Annotated in this window: 21 protein-coding genes and 1 tRNA gene; 20 read left to right on the top strand and 2 right to left on the bottom strand. The window is 42.2% G+C overall.

From position 1 onward, the window contains the following. Positions 1-81 precede the first annotated feature (81 nt). The 20 genes from GVX98_RS14060 to GVX98_RS13965 all read left to right on the top strand — a co-directional run bounded on the left by GVX98_RS14060 (position 82) and on the right by GVX98_RS13965 (position 17,194). Complete coding sequence (locus GVX98_RS14060; protein WP_159128438.1) at positions 82-2,874, top strand: nitrate reductase; 2,793 nt, start codon at positions 82-84, stop codon at positions 2,872-2,874. Beyond that, positions 2,871-3,497 carry a molybdenum cofactor guanylyltransferase gene (locus tag GVX98_RS14055; RefSeq protein ID WP_159128437.1) on the top strand — a complete coding sequence of 209 codons (627 nt, stop codon included), beginning with the start codon at positions 2,871-2,873 and terminating at the stop codon, positions 3,495-3,497. The genes GVX98_RS14060 and GVX98_RS14055 overlap by 4 nt, the downstream gene beginning before the upstream one ends. A gap of 345 nt (positions 3,498-3,842) precedes the next feature. Then, on the top strand, positions 3,843-4,871 hold the full coding sequence (gene moaA / locus GVX98_RS14050) for a GTP 3',8-cyclase MoaA (RefSeq protein WP_159128436.1): 1,029 nt from the start codon (positions 3,843-3,845) through the stop codon (positions 4,869-4,871). Between the two features lies 1 nt (position 4,872). Next, a complete protein-coding gene (locus tag GVX98_RS14045) occupies positions 4,873-5,139 on the top strand; it encodes a MoaD/ThiS family protein (protein ID WP_159128435.1) in 267 nt (88 codons plus the stop codon). A 1-nt stretch (position 5,140) separates the two neighbouring features. Further along, on the top strand, positions 5,141-5,638 hold the full coding sequence (locus GVX98_RS14040; RefSeq protein ID WP_159128434.1) for a molybdenum cofactor biosynthesis protein MoaE: 498 nt from the start codon (positions 5,141-5,143) through the stop codon (positions 5,636-5,638). A 189-nt stretch (positions 5,639-5,827) separates the two neighbouring features. Then, a complete protein-coding gene (gene cysS / locus GVX98_RS14035) occupies positions 5,828-7,249 on the top strand; it encodes a cysteine--tRNA ligase (RefSeq protein WP_159128433.1) in 1,422 nt (473 codons plus the stop codon). A 64-nt stretch (positions 7,250-7,313) separates the two neighbouring features. After that, a tRNA-Gly gene (locus tag GVX98_RS14030) sits at positions 7,314-7,389 on the top strand. 147 nt (positions 7,390-7,536) lie between these two features. Further along, complete coding sequence (locus GVX98_RS14025) at positions 7,537-8,184, top strand: 2'-5' RNA ligase family protein (RefSeq protein ID WP_159128432.1); 648 nt, start codon at positions 7,537-7,539, stop codon at positions 8,182-8,184. Beyond that, on the top strand, positions 8,175-8,693 hold the full coding sequence (cobU, locus tag GVX98_RS14020; protein ID WP_159128431.1) for a bifunctional adenosylcobinamide kinase/adenosylcobinamide-phosphate guanylyltransferase: 519 nt from the start codon (positions 8,175-8,177) through the stop codon (positions 8,691-8,693). Before GVX98_RS14025 ends, cobU begins: the two co-directional genes overlap by 10 nt. Then, positions 8,690-9,742 carry a nicotinate-nucleotide--dimethylbenzimidazole phosphoribosyltransferase gene (gene cobT, locus GVX98_RS14015; protein WP_159128430.1) on the top strand — a complete coding sequence of 351 codons (1,053 nt, stop codon included), beginning with the start codon at positions 8,690-8,692 and terminating at the stop codon, positions 9,740-9,742. The genes cobU and cobT overlap by 4 nt, the downstream gene beginning before the upstream one ends. 2 nt (positions 9,743-9,744) lie before the next feature. Continuing rightward, positions 9,745-10,347 carry a histidine phosphatase family protein gene (locus GVX98_RS14010; protein WP_004982129.1) on the top strand — a complete coding sequence of 201 codons (603 nt, stop codon included), beginning with the start codon at positions 9,745-9,747 and terminating at the stop codon, positions 10,345-10,347. Next, complete coding sequence (locus GVX98_RS14005) at positions 10,347-11,090, top strand: adenosylcobinamide-GDP ribazoletransferase (protein WP_078425898.1); 744 nt, start codon at positions 10,347-10,349, stop codon at positions 11,088-11,090. Before GVX98_RS14010 ends, GVX98_RS14005 begins: the two co-directional genes overlap by 1 nt. A 271-nt stretch (positions 11,091-11,361) precedes the next feature. Next, the gene (locus tag GVX98_RS14000; protein ID WP_004696341.1) at positions 11,362-12,339 is read left to right on the top strand and encodes a KpsF/GutQ family sugar-phosphate isomerase; all 978 of its coding nucleotides are present in this window, start codon (positions 11,362-11,364) and stop codon (positions 12,337-12,339) included. 3 nt (positions 12,340-12,342) lie between these two features. Continuing rightward, entirely contained in the window at positions 12,343-12,882 is a 540-nt protein-coding gene (locus GVX98_RS13995; RefSeq protein WP_004982122.1) for an HAD family hydrolase, read from the top strand. A gap of 34 nt (positions 12,883-12,916) precedes the next feature. Continuing rightward, complete coding sequence (gene lptC, locus GVX98_RS13990; RefSeq protein WP_004696345.1) at positions 12,917-13,459, top strand: LPS export ABC transporter periplasmic protein LptC; 543 nt, start codon at positions 12,917-12,919, stop codon at positions 13,457-13,459. Continuing rightward, a complete protein-coding gene (gene lptA / locus GVX98_RS13985) occupies positions 13,449-14,015 on the top strand; it encodes a lipopolysaccharide transport periplasmic protein LptA (protein ID WP_004696346.1) in 567 nt (188 codons plus the stop codon). Before lptC ends, lptA begins: the two co-directional genes overlap by 11 nt. Beyond that, a complete protein-coding gene (gene lptB, locus GVX98_RS13980; RefSeq protein WP_004696348.1) occupies positions 14,015-14,761 on the top strand; it encodes an LPS export ABC transporter ATP-binding protein in 747 nt (248 codons plus the stop codon). Before lptA ends, lptB begins: the two co-directional genes overlap by 1 nt. A gap of 261 nt (positions 14,762-15,022) precedes the next feature. Next, positions 15,023-15,619 (top strand): YigZ family protein, encoded by a 597-nt coding sequence (locus GVX98_RS13975; protein ID WP_159128429.1) that lies wholly within the window; start codon positions 15,023-15,025, stop codon positions 15,617-15,619. Next, positions 15,612-16,223 (top strand): DapH/DapD/GlmU-related protein, encoded by a 612-nt coding sequence (locus GVX98_RS13970; RefSeq protein ID WP_159128428.1) that lies wholly within the window; start codon positions 15,612-15,614, stop codon positions 16,221-16,223. The genes GVX98_RS13975 and GVX98_RS13970 overlap by 8 nt, the downstream gene beginning before the upstream one ends. 128 nt (positions 16,224-16,351) lie before the next feature. Further along, a complete protein-coding gene (locus tag GVX98_RS13965) occupies positions 16,352-17,194 on the top strand; it encodes a universal stress protein (RefSeq protein ID WP_159128427.1) in 843 nt (280 codons plus the stop codon). 141 nt (positions 17,195-17,335) lie between these two features. On the opposite strand, the gene GVX98_RS13960 is transcribed toward GVX98_RS13965, so the two are convergent. Together GVX98_RS13960 and GVX98_RS13955 are read right to left on the bottom strand one after the other, a co-directional pair. Continuing rightward, on the bottom strand, positions 17,336-18,001 hold the full coding sequence (locus GVX98_RS13960; protein ID WP_004982107.1) for an O-methyltransferase: 666 nt from the start codon (positions 17,999-18,001) through the stop codon (positions 17,336-17,338). Positions 18,002-18,133: 132 nt separating this feature from the next. After that, positions 18,134-18,853: a D-Ala-D-Ala carboxypeptidase family metallohydrolase gene (locus GVX98_RS13955; RefSeq protein ID WP_004982106.1), complete on the bottom strand. Its 720-nt coding sequence runs from the start codon at positions 18,851-18,853 to the stop codon at positions 18,134-18,136. Between the last annotated feature and the right edge of the window lie 40 nt (positions 18,854-18,893).

Here is an 18,893-nt window from a genome sequence, read left to right as displayed (position 1 = left end):
ATCATAAATCTAAACACAAAAGAAAAGACGCCGTTGTGAGTGATTCAAAATAAATGAAAGGCAAATAGGAGCGAAGCAGAAATGAATAGTATCCCTGTAATGGAACTGCATAGCTCCACAGAAAAAATGATGACAACTACACAAACCACCTGCCCATATTGTGGGGTGGGATGTGGGGTAACAGCAACTGTTGAAGAAACGGCTTTAGGGCAAAAAGTCTCTGTGGTGGGTGATGCTCAGCATCCTTCTAATTTTGGAAAGTTGTGCATTAAAGGCAGTAATTTAGCCGATACCGTAGGTTTAGAAACACGTGTCTTACATCCCATGTTAGGGCGTAAACCGCAACGTGAGGTAAGTTCATGGGATACCGCAACAAATTTAATCGCCAATAAATTTCAACATTATATCGATCAATATGGGCCTGAAAGTATTGCTTTTTATGTGTCAGGTCAGCTGCTGACTGAAGATTATTATGTGGTCAATAAATTTGTTAAAGGCTACTTGGGTACGGCCAATATCGACACTAATTCACGGTTGTGTATGTCGTCAGCCGTTGCTGCGCATAAACGCGCTTTCGGGGAAGACTTAGTTCCAGCCAGTTATAGTGATTTTGAACACACTGATATGGTGATTTTGGTGGGTTCAAATACAGCTTGGTGTCATCCTGTGCTGTATCAACGCATCATGAAAGCCAAAGAGGAGCGAGATATTTTTGTCGTCGTGATTGACCCGCGTTTTACAGCCACTTGTGAGGCGGCTGACTTACATTTACCGATTTTACCGGGTCAAGATGTCGCGCTGTTCAATGGTTTATTACAGTATTTAGCAACCAATCATTATACCGATACCGATTTTATTGCAAAGCATACTCAAGGCTTAGAACAAGCGCTGGCAAGCAGTGCTTCTGAAGCATCAATAGCGAGTGTGAGCGAACGGACGGGGATTTCTGTTGAAAAATTAGCACTCTTTTTTGAAAAATTTGCTCAAACAGAAAAAGTGATGAGCTTATTTTCAATGGGGGTGAATCAGTCTTCACGTGGAGTAGACAAAGCCAATAGCATTACCAATTGTCATTTGTTAACTGGCAAAATTGGGAAATTGGGCGCTGCGCCTTTTTCGATGACGGGCCAACCGAATGCAATGGGCGGACGTGAAGTGGGTGGCCTTGCCAATATGCTGGCTGCGCATATGGATTTAGATAATCCACAGCATCAACAATTGGTACAGCAGTTTTGGCGCAGCCCAACGATTGCAAAGCAAGTGGGTTTAAAAGCTGTCGACCTTTTTGAAGCAGTTGAAAGCGGTAAAATTAAAGCCATTTGGATTATGGCGACTAATCCTGTGGTGAGTTTACCCAATGCCGATCAGGTGAAACGCGCACTAGAGAATTGTGAGTTTGTGGTGGTGTCAGACATTTGTCTAGATACCGATACCACGCAATATGCCGACGTGTTGCTACCAGCATTAGGTTGGGGTGAAAAAGACGGCACGGTGACCAATTCAGAACGCCGTATTTCCAGACAGCGTGCCTTTCTAGAACGCCCAGTCCAAGCACAAGCGGATTGGTGGTCAGTTTCACAAGTGGCGAAAAAATTAGGATTTCAGGGTTTTGACTTTGAAAGTAGTCATGACATTTTCAAAGAACATGCACAACTTTCAGCTCATCAAAATGCAGAAATCGATTTACGTTCATCGACTGAAACATTTCGTTATTTCAATTTGGCAGGTCTGACGAATCTTTCATTTGATGACTACCAAGAACTTGAACCGACGCAATGGCCTGTGCTTGCACCTTTGAAAAATGGCCAAACCAAGCCAAACACTTTTGCCCAATTATTTAAAGATGGTCAGTTTAGTCACCCAGATGGTAAAGCCAAATTTATTGCAACAACAGCAGTTGGTGCAGTAAATCCAACCAGCAGTGAATATCCATTGGTGCTGAATACAGGACGTATCCGCGATCAATGGCATACCATGACACGTACAGGTTTATCAGCCAATTTAAGCACACATAAAGCAGAACCTTATTGTGAAATTCACCCAAATGATGCCCTGAAATATGGTTTGAAAGATGGGGAACTGGTAGAGATCAAATCGGCTTGGGGAAATTGCGTACTGCGTGCCACGGTCAGTGACAATATCCGCCGAGGACAGATTTTTGCACCGATTCACTGGAGTGATCAATTCGCATCTGATGCACGGATTGGCAAAGTGGTGAATCCTGTAGTGGATGCTATTTCGGGAGAACCTGAGTTCAAACATACCCCTGTGATGATTCATCCGTTTTATACGCAATGGCAGGGCGTGTTTTATGTCAGAACGGGCTTTGAACATTTGGTGCAACAAAGCATTGAACAAAGCATTTGGTGGACCAAAATCAAAACGTCCAAAGCTATTCGTTATGAGTTGGCAGACCGTCGACGTTTTACGGAAACGACCGAACAACTCAAAGCTTTATTGCCTTTTGATGATGAAAGTTTTGAATGGCTCAATGTAGAAGATCAAACCGCTCATATTAGTCATAGTTTGGTGTTACAAGATGGCCACCTCATTGCGAGTCTGTATATTGCGCCCAAAGCCTTATTGCCAGATCGAGACTGGGTGGCAAGTCTGTTTAAGCGCGAACGCTTAAGCGCGATGCATCGGAAGGCTTTATTGGCAGGGCAAGCCATGTCAATGACTAATAGCGATGGCCCACTGGTCTGTAGCTGTTTTAAAGTTGGGAAAAATCGTATTATCGATGTCATTAAAGAAAAAAATATCACCCATGAAAAACAAGTCACTGCATGCTTAAAGGCAGGAGGCAATTGCGGTTCCTGCTTACCTGAAATTCGAGGTCTGATCAAAGCTTGTCAAACGGAGGATGTCGAATGAAAAGAAAAATATTCAAACCCGTGAGCTACCCAGAAACTGAAGTTGTCATTTTGGCGGGCGGTCAGGCGCGTCGTATGAATGGCATTAATAAACTCTTGCAAAAATTTGATGATGAAATTCAACTTATCAAAATTCATCAGCAGTTAAAGTCACGTGCAACCAAGGTATGGGTCAACAGCCATAGGGATCATTCCATTTATGAGCGGTTGATTCCGTCGATTGGTTTTTTTGAAGATGAGACAACAGGCTTTCAAGGGCCTTTGATGGGGATGAAAAGTGCATGGACACATGTGCAATCAGACTATGTGCTGTTCGTACCCTGTGATGTGACTTTTATTCCTAAAAAAGTGTTTTCACGGTTACATCAGGCGATGCAACAAGATCCGAACTGTGGTGTCGTTATTGTAGAAATCAATGACCGTGCACTGTATCCGTTTTGTTTGTTAAAACGGAGCAGTTTACCGACATTGATTCAGCACCTTGAGCAAAATCAGAGCAGTTTAAGGCAGTGTTTTACAGATCTGCACCCACAAGTGGCACGATTTAAAAATCACGCACTGTTTTTTCACAGTATTAACTCGTTGGATGAGTTACAGCAGCATCGGCAACTTAATTTTTTATAAATACCTCAGATATTGAAGAGAGGAGGTTTGTGTTGAGAGCAAAAGATGTTGCTATAAACCGATTTGACTGTTTAAATAAAAATCTATAAAAGAATCAAATAAGTATTCATTTTGATGTTAAATTTATTATAAAACAATAATTTGAAATAAATTTGGAGGGAGTCGTTATTTTATTTAGATTATAAATGTATGCAGCAGTGATCACTCATTGCGGCGGTGAACTGAAATACTCAAAATTTAGAAAGTGCACAAAGTTGGAACAGTTATTGCAAAATATACTTCAGAAAATAGGGTGTGAAATATGAACTGCACCGACACCGCTCAAAGGACGCATAGGCAAGACAGATGAACAGCATGACCCATGTATCCGCAGTTAGAGTATTCCAAGATCAGTTTGGACGTGAAAAGCGCAAATTACGAATCTCTGTGACGGATCGTTGTAATTTTAAATGCGTCTATTGCATGCCCGAACATCCCGAATGGATGAAAAAGCACGACTTGCTCAGCTTTGAAGAACTCTACCATTTTTGCAAATTTATGGTGCAGCATGGCATTGAGCAAATTCGTATCACGGGGGGTGAACCGTTGATGCGCCTAGGTGTGGTACATTTTATCGAACAGTTACAAAGCCTAAAAAAACAGGGGCTGAAGCGTATTTCCATGACCACCAATGGTCATTATTTAAAACAATATGCCGCCGCTTTAAAGCAAGCAGGGCTGGATGATTTAAATATTAGTCTAGACAGTCTAGATGCCGAGCAATTTCAACACCTCACAAAAAAACAACTACATACAGTGCTGGAAGGCATTCATGCCGCACAACAGCTTGGTTTTAACATCAAAATCAATACCGTGCTGATGAAAGGCATCAATGAGGATCAAATTGTCCTTTTGGTGCAGTGGGCAAAGCAGCAAAAGGTAGAACTGCGTTTTATTGAGTTTATGCCTTTAGATGGCGATCAAAATTGGTCGCAAGCCGATGTCGTCACTGAACAAGAGATTTTGTCCCAACTCAGCTCGCAATTTACGGTGCAAGTGCTTGAAGGACAAGGCGCCAATCCAGCACGTAGTTATCGGGTAGATGGTGAGAAGGTTGGGGTTATCTCTACCATTAGCAACTCGTTTTGTGGGGAATGTGACCGACTACGGTTGAATGCGCAAGGTGAGTTTTATAATTGTCTTTTTGCTAAGCAAGGCTTAAATTTAAAATCAGACATTCAACAACTTGCTCAAATCAATCAGCATGAACCCTTTGTTTTAGAGGGGAAACTTTCAACTTATGTTTGGCATAAAGAGCAAGGCTTTTATGCTATTCAAAAACAGCAATTGCATCAGCCCGTGCGAAAAATCAGTATGCATATGATTGGAGGTTAGGATGACTCAGGAATTAAATAACGTGATTAGAGTGAAGATCGAAGCTTTTGGTGCGATTGAACGACAGTTACCCCCCAATTTAATGCTGCAATGTGAGCCTGATTCATCGGTTGCAGCGGTATTAAAGGATGTCGTTGTTCAGTACCCAGCTGTCCATACATTATTGGAGCGCTGTGCCTGTGCAATGGGTGAAGACATTATTCCAAGGCAGACTATTTTAAGTCGAGATTGTACTTTGGTGTTGTTGTCCCCAGTGGCAGGAGGTTGATATGGACTTAAAACAATTTCCGCGGATTCAAACCGTAGTTTTTAGTCAAAATGACTTTGATGGCATCCAACATTTTCCTGAGTGTGGTGGCATTGGCATATTCATTGGTACGGTGCGAAATCATCATCAAGGTAAAGCTGTAAAAGCGTTAAAATATACCGCTTATGCACCTGTCGCTGAAAAAATGATTCGTCAAATTGAACAAGAGATCCAATTAAAATATGGCGTGTCCTACGTTCGGGTGGTGCATCGCATTGGTGCTTTAGATATTGGCGATACTGCGATTATTGCGATGGCGTACGCCGCGCATCGCCGTGAAGCCTTTCAAGCCTGTGAGGAAGCGGTAGAACGGGTCAAACATGAAGTTCCTGTCTGGAAAGAGGAATTTTATGTGGATGGCACCAGTCAGTATGTCGAGGGCTGTTGTATTCGAACAGATCATGAGGCGCCAAAACCTCATAGCCATGAGCATTGTGAGCATGCACATGTTCATCCCTAGCAAATGCATCATGCTATGCCAATATTCACCAGTAACCCCTTTAAGACCTGAATAAAGGAAATTTAGTAATAGTTGAGTATGAATGAAAAGTAGTGAGATAATTGAAAGAAAAATCTTCTGAAAACTTTATGAAAAATAATGCTTAGGTTAAGATGATCCATTCTTATATTTGAAGTCTTTTGAATCGCTATGCAACCATTTGTTCTATATAACTCAGAGCAACGCAAAAAAGTAGAATTCGTACCTCGTGTTGAGGGACATATTGATATGTATGTCTGCGGTATGACGGTTTATGACTACTGTCATATTGGACATGCGCGCGTGATGGTTGCATTTGACTATATTATTCGCTTCCTGCGTAGCCAAGGTTGGAGCGTGAAATATGTACGTAACATTACCGACATTGACGACAAAATCATTAAACGTGCCAATGAAAATGGCGAGTCGATTACTCAACTGACAGACCGCTTTATTCAAGCGATGAATGAAGATGCTGAAAATCTAGGCTGCCTACATCCAGACGAAGCACCGCGTGCAACGGATTATATTGATCAAATGCAAAGCATGATTGGTAATCTGGTTGAAAAGGGCACAGCTTATCCATCTGCCAATGGTGATGTGTATTTCCAAGTGGAAAAATTCGCTAAATATGGTCGTCTTTCAGGACGTAAACTGGAAGATATGCAGGCGGGTGCATCTGAACGTGTCGATGTCGAAGTTGAGAAAAAACATCCCTTTGACTTTGTACTTTGGAAACATGCCAAAGAAAATGAACCTGCATGGGCTTCGCCGTGGGGCAAAGGTCGTCCGGGCTGGCATATTGAATGTTCTGCAATGTCGACATGCTGCCTAGGGAACCATTTTGACATTCATGGCGGCGGTTCAGACTTGATGTTCCCGCACCATGAAAATGAAATTGCACAGTCTGAGGCTTCAACCGGCGAGCAGTATGTTAACTACTGGATGCATGTCGGTTTCATCAACGTTGATGGCGAGAAAATGTCGAAGTCATTGGGCAATTTCTTTACCATTCGTGATGTGATGGATAAGTTTCACCCTGAAGTGATTCGCTACTTCATTGTGTCATCACACTATCGTAGCCCTGTGAACTTCTCTGATGTTGCTTTAAAAGAAGCAAAAACAGCGCTGTCACGTTTCTATCATTCATTCAAAGCTTATCAACAAGCCTATGGCGATACACAAGTCGATACCTTAGATGAAACATTGCTTGAACGTTTCAATAGTGCCATGCGTGATGACTTCAATACCGCTGAAGCCATTGCGGTATTGTTTGAAGTGAACAAAGAATTGAACCGTGCCGTGAAAGAGCAACAAGCGGAACAAGCGGCGATTTACTATGCAACTTTGCGTCATTTAACCAATACTCTAGGTTTGGTTCAGCACAATGTTGAAGAATTCCTGAAGTCTGATATTGGGCAAGAGGCTTTGGCTTTGTCTGAAGAGCAAATTGAAGATTTGATTCAACAACGTCAAGATGCGAAAAAAGCCAAAGAATTTGCCAAAGCGGATGAAATTCGTCAGTCTTTGTTGGATCAAGGTGTGGTTTTGGAAGACACTCGCCAAGGGACAATCTGGCGCCGTGCTGATTAATTCAGCAATTGCATTATAGAGTGTTGACAGTTTGATGAAACTCTCTATAATGCACATCCATATTGCGGGAATAGCTCAGTTGGTAGAGCACAACCTTGCCAAGGTTGGGGTCGCGAGTTCGAGTCTCGTTTCCCGCTCCAAAATTTAAAAAGCCTCAAGTTCAACTTGGGGTTTTTTTATGTCTGTAATTTGAGTGTATTGAAAATAATTCATTTAAATGTGAAATTATCTCGGCATTTCAGCCCATAATTTTGACAAAAATATGCTTAAATTATTCATCTTCATTTGTGAATAAAATTGTGTTTCTTCAACCCCATAGCACTGTAGTACCGACCGAAGCTCGAGACTATCCTGAATGGCATTTGGGACGAGAACGCTATGCACTTTGGTATATTGAAGTGGATGATCCCGTTTTGATCAGCTATTTAACAAAGCTTCGTGAGCAGTTCTCAGATTTGCTTTATCAACCAAATCAACGGCAGTTTCATATCACTTTATTTGTTGCAGGTTTTTGGGTAGAACAGGCGGCACAGTCGGATGACTTTAGTCGAGTGCAACTGAATCAGCAGCTTGAACGCCTTAAAAATTTAAAACTAGAATCTTTTCAGTTACAGATGGGTGCATTAAATAGTTTTGAAAGTGCCTTATTTTTAAAAGTGGATGATACCGCAGGCGTGTTGGATCAAATTAGAAAAACATTGCTGCAAACCTCGCAGGAAGTCGCGGCATTGAGTTATTGTCCACATATTACATTAGGTCTATACCGTGAAGCAGTGTGCAGTGATCATGTATTGGAACGTATGGCTGAAATTGAAGATATCAACTCTAGCTTAAACATCTCAAAGCTCACGTTTGGTTTTTATCAGGCACATGTCCTACAAGGGCTATTGTTTTCACATGCACAAATTGAGTTGGGGAATGCGCAATGCAGCTGATTTTAGGTGGTGCACGTTCGGGGAAAAGCCGCTTGGCGGAGCAGATTGCACAACAGTTGGTGCAGCCTGTGGTTTATGTGGCAACTGCACAAGCCTTGGATGGGGAGATGCAAGTGCGCATTCAACACCATCAGCAACAACGACCCGAAGATTGGGGGCTGTGTGAAGAACCCATTTATCTTGCAGCGCAGTTGCTCAAATTAGATCGCCCAAACCAAACCATTTTGGTCGATTGTCTGACTTTATGGATGAGTAATTTACTGATGCATGATGACCCAGATTTGCAAGTTCAAGAATGCCAGAAGTTGTTAGATGTTGTCGGAAATTTACAGTCCGAGCTGATTTTAGTGAGTAATGAAACAGGCCTAGGTGTGGTTCCAATGGGACAAATCAGCCGTCGCTTTGTTGATGAAGCAGGGCGATTGCATCAGCAGTTAGGTCAAATTGCAACAAAAGTGGTGTTCTGCGTAGCAGGATTTCCAATGATTTTAAAAGGAGAGCAAGTGTGAGTTGGTGGTTAGAAGCATGTCAAAGTCCGAGTGAGTCTGTATTGGCTCAAGCCCTAGCACGCCAGTCACAGTTGACCAAACCGACAGGCTCGTTGTCGGAGCTTGAATCGGTTGCAGTGACTTTAGCCAGTTTGCAAAACACTGTAAAACCCAAGATTGACCGCCCATGGATTACGATTTTTGCAGGTGATCATGGGGTGATGGAAGAAAATATTTCTGCCTACCCACAAGTGGTGACACGTCAAATGTTGCAGAACTTCGCAACTGGCGGGGCGTGTATTAGTGTGATTGCCAAAGAGTATCAAGCCAAGTTACAAGTCATCGACTGTGGTTCAGTCGGTGAAGCTTATGAATATGTCGGGGTTGAACGCCACTGCATCCGCGCGGGGACGGCTAACTTTGCTCAAACCCAAGCCATGACTGAAGCTGAATGTGAAGCAGCTTTTGCTTTGGGGCAAAAAAGTGTGGAAGATGCCATCGCTTATGGGGCAGATATCTATGTCGCGGGGGAGATGGGCATTGGAAATACCTGTTCAGCCTCAGCTGTCGCTTGCTTTTTATTGGCTGAACCCGCTGAAAAGCTCACGGGTGTTGGAACGGGTATCCGTACTGAACAATTAATACATAAAAAACAGGTGATCGACCAAGCACTTGCATTGCATGCACAATATGTCGGGAACGATCCGTTTAAAGCCTTATGTGCCGTGGGTGGACTTGAAATTGCAGCCATGACAGCTGCGTATATTCGCTGTGCACAATTGGGTCTACCGATAGTGGTGGATGGGTTTATCAGTACTGTTTCGGCATTGCTCGCAGTACGCTTAAATCTACAGGTTCGTGCTTGGATGCTCTTTGGGCATCAGTCGGCTGAATATGGTCATGTACGTTTGTTAGAAGAACTTAAAGCGATGCCTTTATTGAAGCTGAATCTGCGTTTAGGTGAAGGCAGTGGAGCAGGGGCCGCACTGGGGTTGATCAAGCTAGCCTGTCGCTTACATAATGAAATGGCGACATTTGCTGAAGCAGCCGTGATTGGTGAGAAAGTTTAGAGATGTTGTATTTAGATTTTCTGCGCCACGGCGAAACCAGCTTAAGTCATACTCTACGGGGTAAAACGGACGATGCTTTGACGGCGAAAGGATGGATGCAAATGCAGTCTACTATTGCTCATGCTGAGCAGGTTAGTCAGGCGTGGGATGTCATTTATAGCTCACCATTACAGCGCTGTCGTCTGTTTGCAGAGGAGTGGGCGGAGCAAAAACAGCTCCCTTTGTATATAGAACCGAATTTGCAAGAAATGGATTTTGGAGAATGGGAAGCTCAGCCGACCGAGCGACTCTACCAACTCTTTCCAGATGAATTGGCTCAATTTTGGCAAACGCCGTTAAGTTTTACACCGCCTCAGGCAGAAAGCTTATTGGCATTTAAAAGCCGTGTTCTCGAGTCTGTAGAGACCTTGACCCAGCAAATGCATAAGCAGGGCTGGCAACGGGCGTTGATTATTTCTCATGGCGGCGTAATCAAATTATTAAAATGCCAAGCGCTGAAGCAAAATGATAACGATCTTTTAAAAATGTCAGCAGAGTTGGGACAATTGAACCGCTTTGTATTCGATCAAGGACAACTTCAGTTTATTCAAAGTGAGGATGTGTAATGACACCTTTTTGGATTGCACTGCAGTTTTTAACGACGTTTCCAGTTCGTTTAAGCACAATGCCAACGCCTCAGCAAAATGCGCAAGCACTGTTATTTTATCCTGTGGTGGGTTTGCTCATAGGAGCCATTCTGTATGGGATAACCCTGTTATTGTATGCTTTGCCACTTGTGCTGTTAAGCAGTGTGATTCTGGTGCTATGGATTTGGCTGACGGGTGGTTTGCATCTGGATGGTTTGGCCGATACCGCAGATGCTTGGGTCGGTGGTTTTGGCGATAAAGCACGCACACTTGAGATCATGAAAGATCCGAGTTGTGGGCCGATAGGTGTACTCAGCCTTGTCATTGTATGCATATTAAAGTGGTCTGCACTGTATGTGTTATTGCAGCAGCAGTGTTATAGCACACTCATTTTATTTCCTGTCTTAGGGCGTCTTGTGCCGCTATTTTTCTTTTTAAGCACAGACTATGTGCGTGCTAAAGGACTCGGCAGCCAGTTGGGCCAACATTTAGCACGACCAATTGCAATGGCACTTTTACTGCTGATACCTTTGGTGGCTTTGTATTGGACATGGATTGGTGTTGTGGTGATTGCCACTTTTTATCTGGTATTATGGTATTTGCGGTATAAATTTATACAGCGTATTGGTGGTGTGACGGGAGATACCATTGGTGCCAGTATTGAAATAATTGAATTAGCGACATTGTTTAGCTTTGTGGTGGCTACTTTTTATTTCACTTAAGTTAAGAAATTAATAAGAGCCTCTCAGCGTGAAAGATGTGCAGTCATACGTGGTCGAAAGAAAAAATAATAAAAAGGGAGCGAGCTATATGCACTTGAAACAAAGGTCTTCCATCATCAGCAAAACACATTTGTAGATATGTTGTGAAAATCCAAAGATTTCCACGCTAGTTGTCTACAGAGATATGATAAAATTGCGAAAATTATTTTTTATGTGCTGACGTTTCATTTCGTCACACGGTTCAGGTAAAACAACGTTGAATTCTGAAAATATGTCAAATCCCATTGATTTCCAAAAAGTTGCTTTAGAAACACTAGAGATAGAGCGTCAGGCACTCTCGGTACTTGCTAAGCAAATCGATGATCGTTTTAGCCGTGCTTGTGAAATTATCTTAAAGTGCAAAGGTCGCTTAGTCATTACTGGCATGGGTAAATCAGGGCATATTGGCCGAAAAATGGCAGCTACATTTGCCTCTACAGGTACGCCATCATTCTTTATGCACCCAGGTGAAGCGGGGCATGGTGATTTGGGGATGTTGGTTGCAGGTGATGTGCTGATTGCGATTTCAAACTCGGGCAAGAGTGATGAAATCATGATGCTGATGCCTTTGATCAAATATTTGGGTGTGCCTTTAATTACCATCAGTGGTGATGAGCGTGGGCCGATGCCACAAAATGCTGATGTGGCACTGACATTGGGCAATATTCAAGAAGCTTGTCCATTGGGGCTAGCACCAACATCGAGTACAACGGCGACTTTAGCTTTGGGTGATGCATTGGCTGTTGCACTATTAGATGCACGCGGGTTTACTTCCGATGACTTTGCACGCTCGCATCCTGCGGGTGCTTTGGGTAAACGCTTGTTATTACATGTGAAGCATTTAATGCACACTGGAGACGAACTACCGAAAGTGTCTCCAGATACAGCAATGAACAAAGTTCTGTACGAAATCTCTAACAAACGCCTAGGTTTAACCACAATTGTGGATGAAAATGACTGTCTATTAGGAATTTTTACTGATGGTGATTTACGCCGTTTGATTGATAAACAGCAAGGATTTGATGTGAATTTGGCGGTGTCTGATGTGATGATTAAGAGCCCGCTGACGATTTCACCGGAAGCACGTGCTGTTGAAGCATTAGAGCGAATGAATGAAAAGAAAATTAACCAATTTGTCGTTGTTGATGAGAGCAATAAAGTCATTGGTGTTTTGAGTATGCATGACCTGATTCAAGCTGGGGTAAATTAAAAAATGGCTTCTTATATTTTGTTAGAACAAGCGCGTTATGTAGAAGCTCTAGTTTTGGATGTTGATGGTATTTTAAGTGATGGTTTTGTGACTTTGACCAATTCTGGAGACGAAATCAAATCTTTCGATATCCGTGATGGCTTAGGCATGAAACTGGTTCAGCAAGCTGGTGTGAAAGTGATTATTATCACAGGGCGTAAAAGTCAGATCGTAGAAAAACGGATGTCTGATTTGGGTGTGGACCTTGTCTATCAAGGCCGTGAAGACAAAGGTGTTGCACTGCGCGAGGCTTGTGCAAAATTTGGTATTTCACCCGAAGATTGTTTATACATGGGTGATGACTGGCCAGATCTATCTGCATTTGCCATTGCAGGCATGAAAGTGACCGTGCCAAATGGTCATTTAGAAGTACGTCGTCGTGCCGATTTGGTGACTCAAGCGATGGGTGGACGTGGCGCGGTACGTGAAATCTGCGATATGATTTTACAAGCCAAAGGTGTATACGAAACTTTACTTGAAAAGTACACCGCAGTCCCGCATTAATCTGTATGCATGCATGAGAGTTTAGTTAACATTTATGGATACTAAAGTTTTATATATCACTGCTGTAGCCATTGCGGCTATCAGTAGTGGTTATTACTATTACAGTGGAAAAGGGCAAAAGCTCGAGGTCGATGGTGCGCAAAGCATGACCTATTCTGCTGAGCAGATCCAACTGACTCAAACAGATGAGCAGGGTAATTTATACGTCCGCGCAAAAGTAGACCGTCTTGAGCAGGATATGCAAAAGAAGACCTCTAAGTTAGAGAACTTAAATGCTGAGATGTATAAAGATGGAAAAGTGGATGCGACTTTCTATGCCAAGCAAGCCAATGGTATCAACGACAACGAAAAAGTCGTTCTGACAAACCAAGTGGTTGCAAAGAAAATGTTAGATCAAGGTCAGATGCAGTTTGAGACCGCAGAGCTGACTGCATTTCCACAGACGCGTGAACTTGAATCTCAGCATCAAGTGGTTGTTACGACACCACAAGCCGAATTTGTTAGTCAGGGCTTAAAAGCGAATTTAAATACGGGTCAATATGACTTTTTCCATATTCGAGGGAAGTATGAACCATAATCCAAAATTTTCTATTTCGAAAACTTTCCTCAAGCAAACACTTGCACTGAGTTTAGGTGTGGCTGTTTCAACTTTTGCTTTGGCGCTACCAAGTGACCGTAGTAAAGCGATTTCGTTGGTGGCAGATCGTGCGACTTTTAATGAAAAAACGGGTGTTACGACATACACAGGTAATGTCATCATTGAACAGGGCACGATGAAACTACAAGCGGATTCGATTGTTGCCAATTTAAATCAAACTCGCCAAATTAGCACCATTACGGCCAATGGTAAGCCTGCACGTTTCCAGCAGCAAGTCAGTACCAATAAAGGTATTGCCAAAGGTCAGGCGCAAAAGATTATTTATAATGCAGAAACAGGCATTATTACCTTATCGGGCAGCGCACTTTTAGAACAAGATGGTGCCAGTATTCGCGGTAATACATTGCGCTATAGTATGAACAAAGGTGATATCGAAGCGATTGGCACACCAAACAACAGTGGTTCGTCGAGTGGTCGTGTTCAAATTGTGATTCCACCTTCAGGTTCTCAATCCTTCCCAGGAGCGCGTGACTAATGGAGCAAACTCTCAATCAGCCACAAACCCTATGTATTAAGCATCTCGCGAAAAACTACAGTAAGCGTTGGGTAGTGAAAGATGTATCTTTTAGCATGCAAAGCGGACAAATCGTAGGTTTACTTGGCCCTAATGGTGCAGGGAAAACCACCAGCTTTTATATGGTGGTTGGACTGGTGCGTATGGACAAAGGTGAAATTCATCTTGATGACCTAGACATGTCTGATTTGGCCATGCATGAACGTGCGCGTAAAGGCATTGGTTACTTACCTCAAGAAGCCTCAATTTTTAGAAAACTCACCATTTCTGAAAATATTATGTCGATTTTGGAAACGCGTAAAGACCTGAACAAAGAACAACGTAAACAGCGTTTGCATGAGTTGCTGGCCGATTTTAAAATTAGCCATATTAAAGATTCATTGGGTATGAGTGTGTCTGGTGGTGAACGTCGTCGTGCTGAAATTGCACGTGCGCTGGCAGCCGATCCAAAATTTATGTTACTCGATGAGCCTTTTGCTGGGGTTGACCCAATTTCAGTGGGTGACATTAAAGATATTATTCGTACTCTAAAAGACCGTGGTATTGGCGTTCTTATTACGGATCATAACGTTCGTGAGACTTTGGCGATTTGTGAACGTGCTTATATCGTGAGTGAAGGGGCGGTGATTGCTGAAGGTTCTCCAGATGAAATTTTAGCCAATGAAACCGTGCGTCAAGTTTACCTTGGTGATGACTTCACTGTATAAGCTTTTTCTGCGCCAAGAAAATAATTGGCGCAGATATCCCTCTCATATTTTTAATCCATCGCTTTGCATTGAATTAAGAATAGGGCATTCCTTTATATTCAAACTACGTGCTCTACCATCCTTTTGAAATCGCTTCTTTCAGCATGCTACATAGTATGCATATCTGTTTATTTTGTATGGGCTTAAAGCGAAAAGTCATTTTCATACGATAGCTGATTGAAAATACGTTATAATTTTTTGTGAAATTTTTAAAATTACGCTATGCCATTTACCATCTCTAGTTTAGTGAGTTATGAAGAAGACATTAAGAAAAGTCGTTTTCAAGCTTTTGCTGTGCCTGTTGAAAATGAACAAGCCGTTAAAGATTTTCTAGAGCAATATAAAGATATCAGCACCACGCATCAGTGCTGGGCATGGAAAATTGGCCATAATGTTCGTTTTAATGATGACGGTGAACCCTCAGGTACTGCAGGTCGTCCTATTTTAGCGACCATTGAAGGCAATGAACTGACCAATGTTTTGGTTTTAGTCAATCGTTGGTATGGTGGTGTCAAGCTAGGCACAGGCGGGCTGGTACGTGCTTATGGTGGAACAGCAGGACAGTGTTTACTGTTGGCTGAAAAAATAGAGCTCATTGAGAAGAAAAAAGTGCATTTTGCCTGCCAATTTAATGAATGGGCGATTTTCCAGTATGAGCTGAATAGCCAGCAGATTGAGTTTAATGAGCAATATACTGCGGATGGCGTGCTTGTAGAAGCATTATTACAAGTGCATCAGATTGAAGTGCTCAGACTTAAAATACAAGACGTAACCCGTGGGCGTGAAGTGTTAAAAATTGTGGATGACCATCATGACTGATCCCTTATTAAAATATCGTGAGCAGCATAAGCACCGTTTAAACTATATGCCCTGGTTGTATTGGTCGCTCAAGCCTAAAAACCGCGTGTGGGCGGAAGTATGGCAGCAAGAATACCAAACTTATTTAATGGAAATGGAAACCGTTGAAATTGGTCAAAACTGTTTTATTTCTCCATTGGCACACATTTTTGCAGAGCCTGGTCGCCAAATTGTCATTGGCGACAACACGTTTATTGCTGCCGATTGTACTTTGCATGGGCCTTTAGATATTGGCAGCGAAGTCGCGATCAACCACCATTGTATTTTAGATGGTGGTCGTGTGGGGATTAAGTTACATGATCAAGTGCGTATTGCGGCTTATTGTCACTTATATGCCTTTGACCATGGTATGGCACTTAGCGATCCGATTTATCAACAGCCCGTGCGTTCACAAGGGATAGAAATTGGACGGGATGTTTGGTTAGGTGCACATGTGGGCGTGAAAGATGGGGTGAAAATTGGTGCACATGCAGTGGTGGGAATGAATAGTATGGTGACCAAAGATATCGCCGAGCAATCGATTGTTGCTGGCAATCCTGCTCAGTTTATTCGTTTACGTGATTAAGATATCAAAGAATATTGAACATTTATCAATACTTAATTACATAAAAACCTGCCATCAAAAAAAAAGATATGCTAAGTTTAGAACAACAATGAGACCTTATACCAAATGCGGTGTAATGAGAGGCGATAATGAAACGAGTCATTGCATGTATTGATTCTTCCCCTTGTATCAATGCTCTAGCAGAAGCTGCGGCATGGATTGCAAAACAGACGGGGCGGGAATTGGTCCTTTTACAAGTTTTGGATTATTATCCTGCAAGTTATCACTTAGGTGAAATTAGCGGGGTAATTGGATTTGAAAGCAATGCAATGTTGCTCAAAGAGCTGGCTGAATTAGAGCAAAAACAAAGTGAACTTGCGCTCAGTTATAGCAATAATCTACTCGATCATATTTCTAAACTCATTCTCGAAACGCATGGCCTACATACAACGCATATTCAAGAAAAGGGTGACTTTCTAGAGCAAAGTTTTAACTTATTGCATGAAGATGACATTGTGGTGATTGGCCGTGTGGGTGAGAAATCGGCTGAACGCAATAAACCGTTGGGCAGTAATGTTGAGAACTTTATCCGCGGAGCAAATTGTACCGTCATGACGGTAGGCGATAGCTTTAAGCCACCTACGCGCTTTATCTTTGCCTACGAGTATTCACCGACGTGTGTGAAGATGATGAAGCGGATTGCCCAAAGTGATCTGCTGCGCCTCTTACAATGCCATTTGGTCTATGTCGGTGATCATCCTGAAATTTTAAGAGAGCCTGAACAATATCTGAAAGATGCGAATTTGGATGTGATTACAGAATATCGTTATGGCGACGTGGCTGAAAATATTCTGGAATACCAAAATGAGCATGGCATACAACTGATTGTGCTCGGTGCGTTCAGCCACAGTAAGATTCATCAGTTCTTCTTGGGCAGCATTGCAACCACCATTTTTAGAAATGCCAAAGTTTCCTTACTGGTTGCCCGTTAATTTAGAGTGATTTCTCTAAATTGGAACTGTTTTATCCATAGTTATCCGCATTAATTGTGGATAACTATATGGACAGTAAATGTAAGTTTATAATTTATATAAGCTTAAATTAATCGATTGTTTTTTAATCTAATTTTTAGCTTATTTTACAATGGCTAAGGCAAATCCATCATGTCCTTTGCTGCCGACAGTTTGAAGTGCAGTGCACGACAAAATTTTCGGATGGTTTTGCATCGCTTTGAACATATCTCGAATTCCTTCAATACTTGGTTTATGATTTTCAGGATTGATAATATCGCCTGCACGAATCACGTTATCGAGGAAAATCAAAGTACCTGAATGAGATAGGTTCAGGCTTAATTCTAAATACTCTGGGTAGCTTTGTTTATCGGCATCAATAAAAATAAAGTCGAAAGGTTCAATGTCTGCAGGCAGTGATTTAAGGATATCTGCTGCACGTCCACATTTGAGTTCAACGGTTTGTTTAAGCTGAGCTTTGTCGATATTTTCTTGGCCCATCGCGGCATGCGTATCACGTCCTTCAATCGTTAAAATATAACCATCTTCAGGTAAGGCGCGCGCTAACCACATGGTGCTATAGGCGGCAAAAGTGCCGAGTTCTAGCACACGTTTACACTGATTCATTTGAATCAACATCTGTAAAAGCATACCTTGGTTGGGTGCAACAGCTAAGTGATCTGGAAAACCATGCTTCTCAGTATTTTCTAAAGTTTGCAGTAGAATTGGGTCTTCAGGAATTAAATGTGCATCGATATAGTTATCAATCTCTGTCCACATTTGTTGCATAGCATGTTCACCTTGGTTGCGATGAGGAGCATTTTAAACTTTTATTTTCAGAGTGCAATTTTTCCGACCATATTTGTTGAAATCAATGCTCAAAAAAAAGAGGTCATATTGACCTCTTTTAATTTTTAAAAACTAGTAACTACACATCGAAGAATTGCGACTGAGGTCTGGGCCCCATGTACGATATCCTTGGGTATCAATGTGAATCTGACCGGAAGCATATAAACCTAAGCCCATGTTCAAGCTCTGTCCATGTTGGGTCCAAAATTGGCATAGACGATATTTTGTATTTTCAATATAAGCATAATCTTCAGGTTGCGGGTTTTCAGACCCAATTCGAAAATCGATGGCAGAATTGAATAAGTGGCGTGACGAGTTTGCACCGCCAGCACATTGGTTTAAAGGCAGATCACGATAAACCGAAGTGACTTCAAAATCGGTCAGTACTTTGGCTGCAACTAAATATTTAAATACTTTTAAGGTCGCAATTTGGTTTTTCCAAAGTTCACGGTTCGGGATCATATATTGTGAACGACCACATTTTTGCCAGTCACGTGCTGTTCTGAGCAGTTCAAAGCTTGGGATGATATTTCCCACACCATTGCGTTCAAGAAAAACTTCATACTCACGTACGCGTGCTAGCGTGTCACCGACAGACATCCAAGCATTGTAGGTATAAGGAATAATTTTAGGTGGAGCAGGGCGGTCAAAACTAATTTTCTCTTGCGGGATAAAAATACGTTTTCCATCAGGCGTTGTGATGGTCTGACCTTTGTGGGATGACGTCGTACAGCCAATCATCACCAAGGGGATTATGCTAACCGCAAATAATCCCTTTAAAAATTTCTTCATTATAGAAATCAAATATTTAAAAAATACGCCTATTATTTTA

It is taken from the genome of Acinetobacter sp. 8I-beige (assembly GCF_902505955.1).
Lineage (GTDB): Bacteria > Pseudomonadota > Gammaproteobacteria > Pseudomonadales > Moraxellaceae > Acinetobacter > Acinetobacter johnsonii.
The sequence above is the reverse complement of the archived record's forward strand: the minus strand, read 5'-3'. Positions and strand labels throughout refer to the sequence as shown.

What these genes read in the sequence shown, in the direction of transcription:
- GVX98_RS13965 (WP_159128427.1), top strand. Translation starts at nt 16,352, where the DNA reads ATGAAACGAGTCATTGCATGTATTGATTCTTCCCCTTGTATCAATGCT.
- cobU (WP_159128431.1), top strand. Translation starts at nt 8,175, where the DNA reads ATGCAGCTGATTTTAGGTGGTGCACGTTCGGGGAAAAGCCGCTTGGCG.
- moaA (WP_159128436.1), top strand. Translation starts at nt 3,843, where the DNA reads ATGAACAGCATGACCCATGTATCCGCAGTTAGAGTATTCCAAGATCAG.
- lptB (WP_004696348.1), top strand. Translation starts at nt 14,015, where the DNA reads ATGGAGCAAACTCTCAATCAGCCACAAACCCTATGTATTAAGCATCTC.
- GVX98_RS14000 (WP_004696341.1), top strand. Translation starts at nt 11,362, where the DNA reads ATGTCAAATCCCATTGATTTCCAAAAAGTTGCTTTAGAAACACTAGAG.
- lptA (WP_004696346.1), top strand. Translation starts at nt 13,449, where the DNA reads ATGAACCATAATCCAAAATTTTCTATTTCGAAAACTTTCCTCAAGCAA.
- GVX98_RS14010 (WP_004982129.1), top strand. Translation starts at nt 9,745, where the DNA reads ATGTTGTATTTAGATTTTCTGCGCCACGGCGAAACCAGCTTAAGTCAT.
- lptC (WP_004696345.1), top strand. Translation starts at nt 12,917, where the DNA reads ATGGATACTAAAGTTTTATATATCACTGCTGTAGCCATTGCGGCTATC.
- GVX98_RS13960 (WP_004982107.1), bottom strand. Translation starts at nt 18,001, where the DNA reads ATGCAACAAATGTGGACAGAGATTGATAACTATATCGATGCACATTTA.
- GVX98_RS13955 (WP_004982106.1), bottom strand. Translation starts at nt 18,853, where the DNA reads ATGAAGAAATTTTTAAAGGGATTATTTGCGGTTAGCATAATCCCCTTG.
- cysS (WP_159128433.1), top strand. Translation starts at nt 5,828, where the DNA reads ATGCAACCATTTGTTCTATATAACTCAGAGCAACGCAAAAAAGTAGAA.
- GVX98_RS14005 (WP_078425898.1), top strand. Translation starts at nt 10,347, where the DNA reads ATGACACCTTTTTGGATTGCACTGCAGTTTTTAACGACGTTTCCAGTT.
- GVX98_RS14055 (WP_159128437.1), top strand. Translation starts at nt 2,871, where the DNA reads ATGAAAAGAAAAATATTCAAACCCGTGAGCTACCCAGAAACTGAAGTT.
- GVX98_RS14040 (WP_159128434.1), top strand. Translation starts at nt 5,141, where the DNA reads ATGGACTTAAAACAATTTCCGCGGATTCAAACCGTAGTTTTTAGTCAA.
- GVX98_RS13970 (WP_159128428.1), top strand. Translation starts at nt 15,612, where the DNA reads ATGACTGATCCCTTATTAAAATATCGTGAGCAGCATAAGCACCGTTTA.
- GVX98_RS13975 (WP_159128429.1), top strand. Translation starts at nt 15,023, where the DNA reads ATGCCATTTACCATCTCTAGTTTAGTGAGTTATGAAGAAGACATTAAG.
- GVX98_RS14060 (WP_159128438.1), top strand. Translation starts at nt 82, where the DNA reads ATGAATAGTATCCCTGTAATGGAACTGCATAGCTCCACAGAAAAAATG.
- GVX98_RS13995 (WP_004982122.1), top strand. Translation starts at nt 12,343, where the DNA reads ATGGCTTCTTATATTTTGTTAGAACAAGCGCGTTATGTAGAAGCTCTA.
- GVX98_RS14045 (WP_159128435.1), top strand. Translation starts at nt 4,873, where the DNA reads ATGACTCAGGAATTAAATAACGTGATTAGAGTGAAGATCGAAGCTTTT.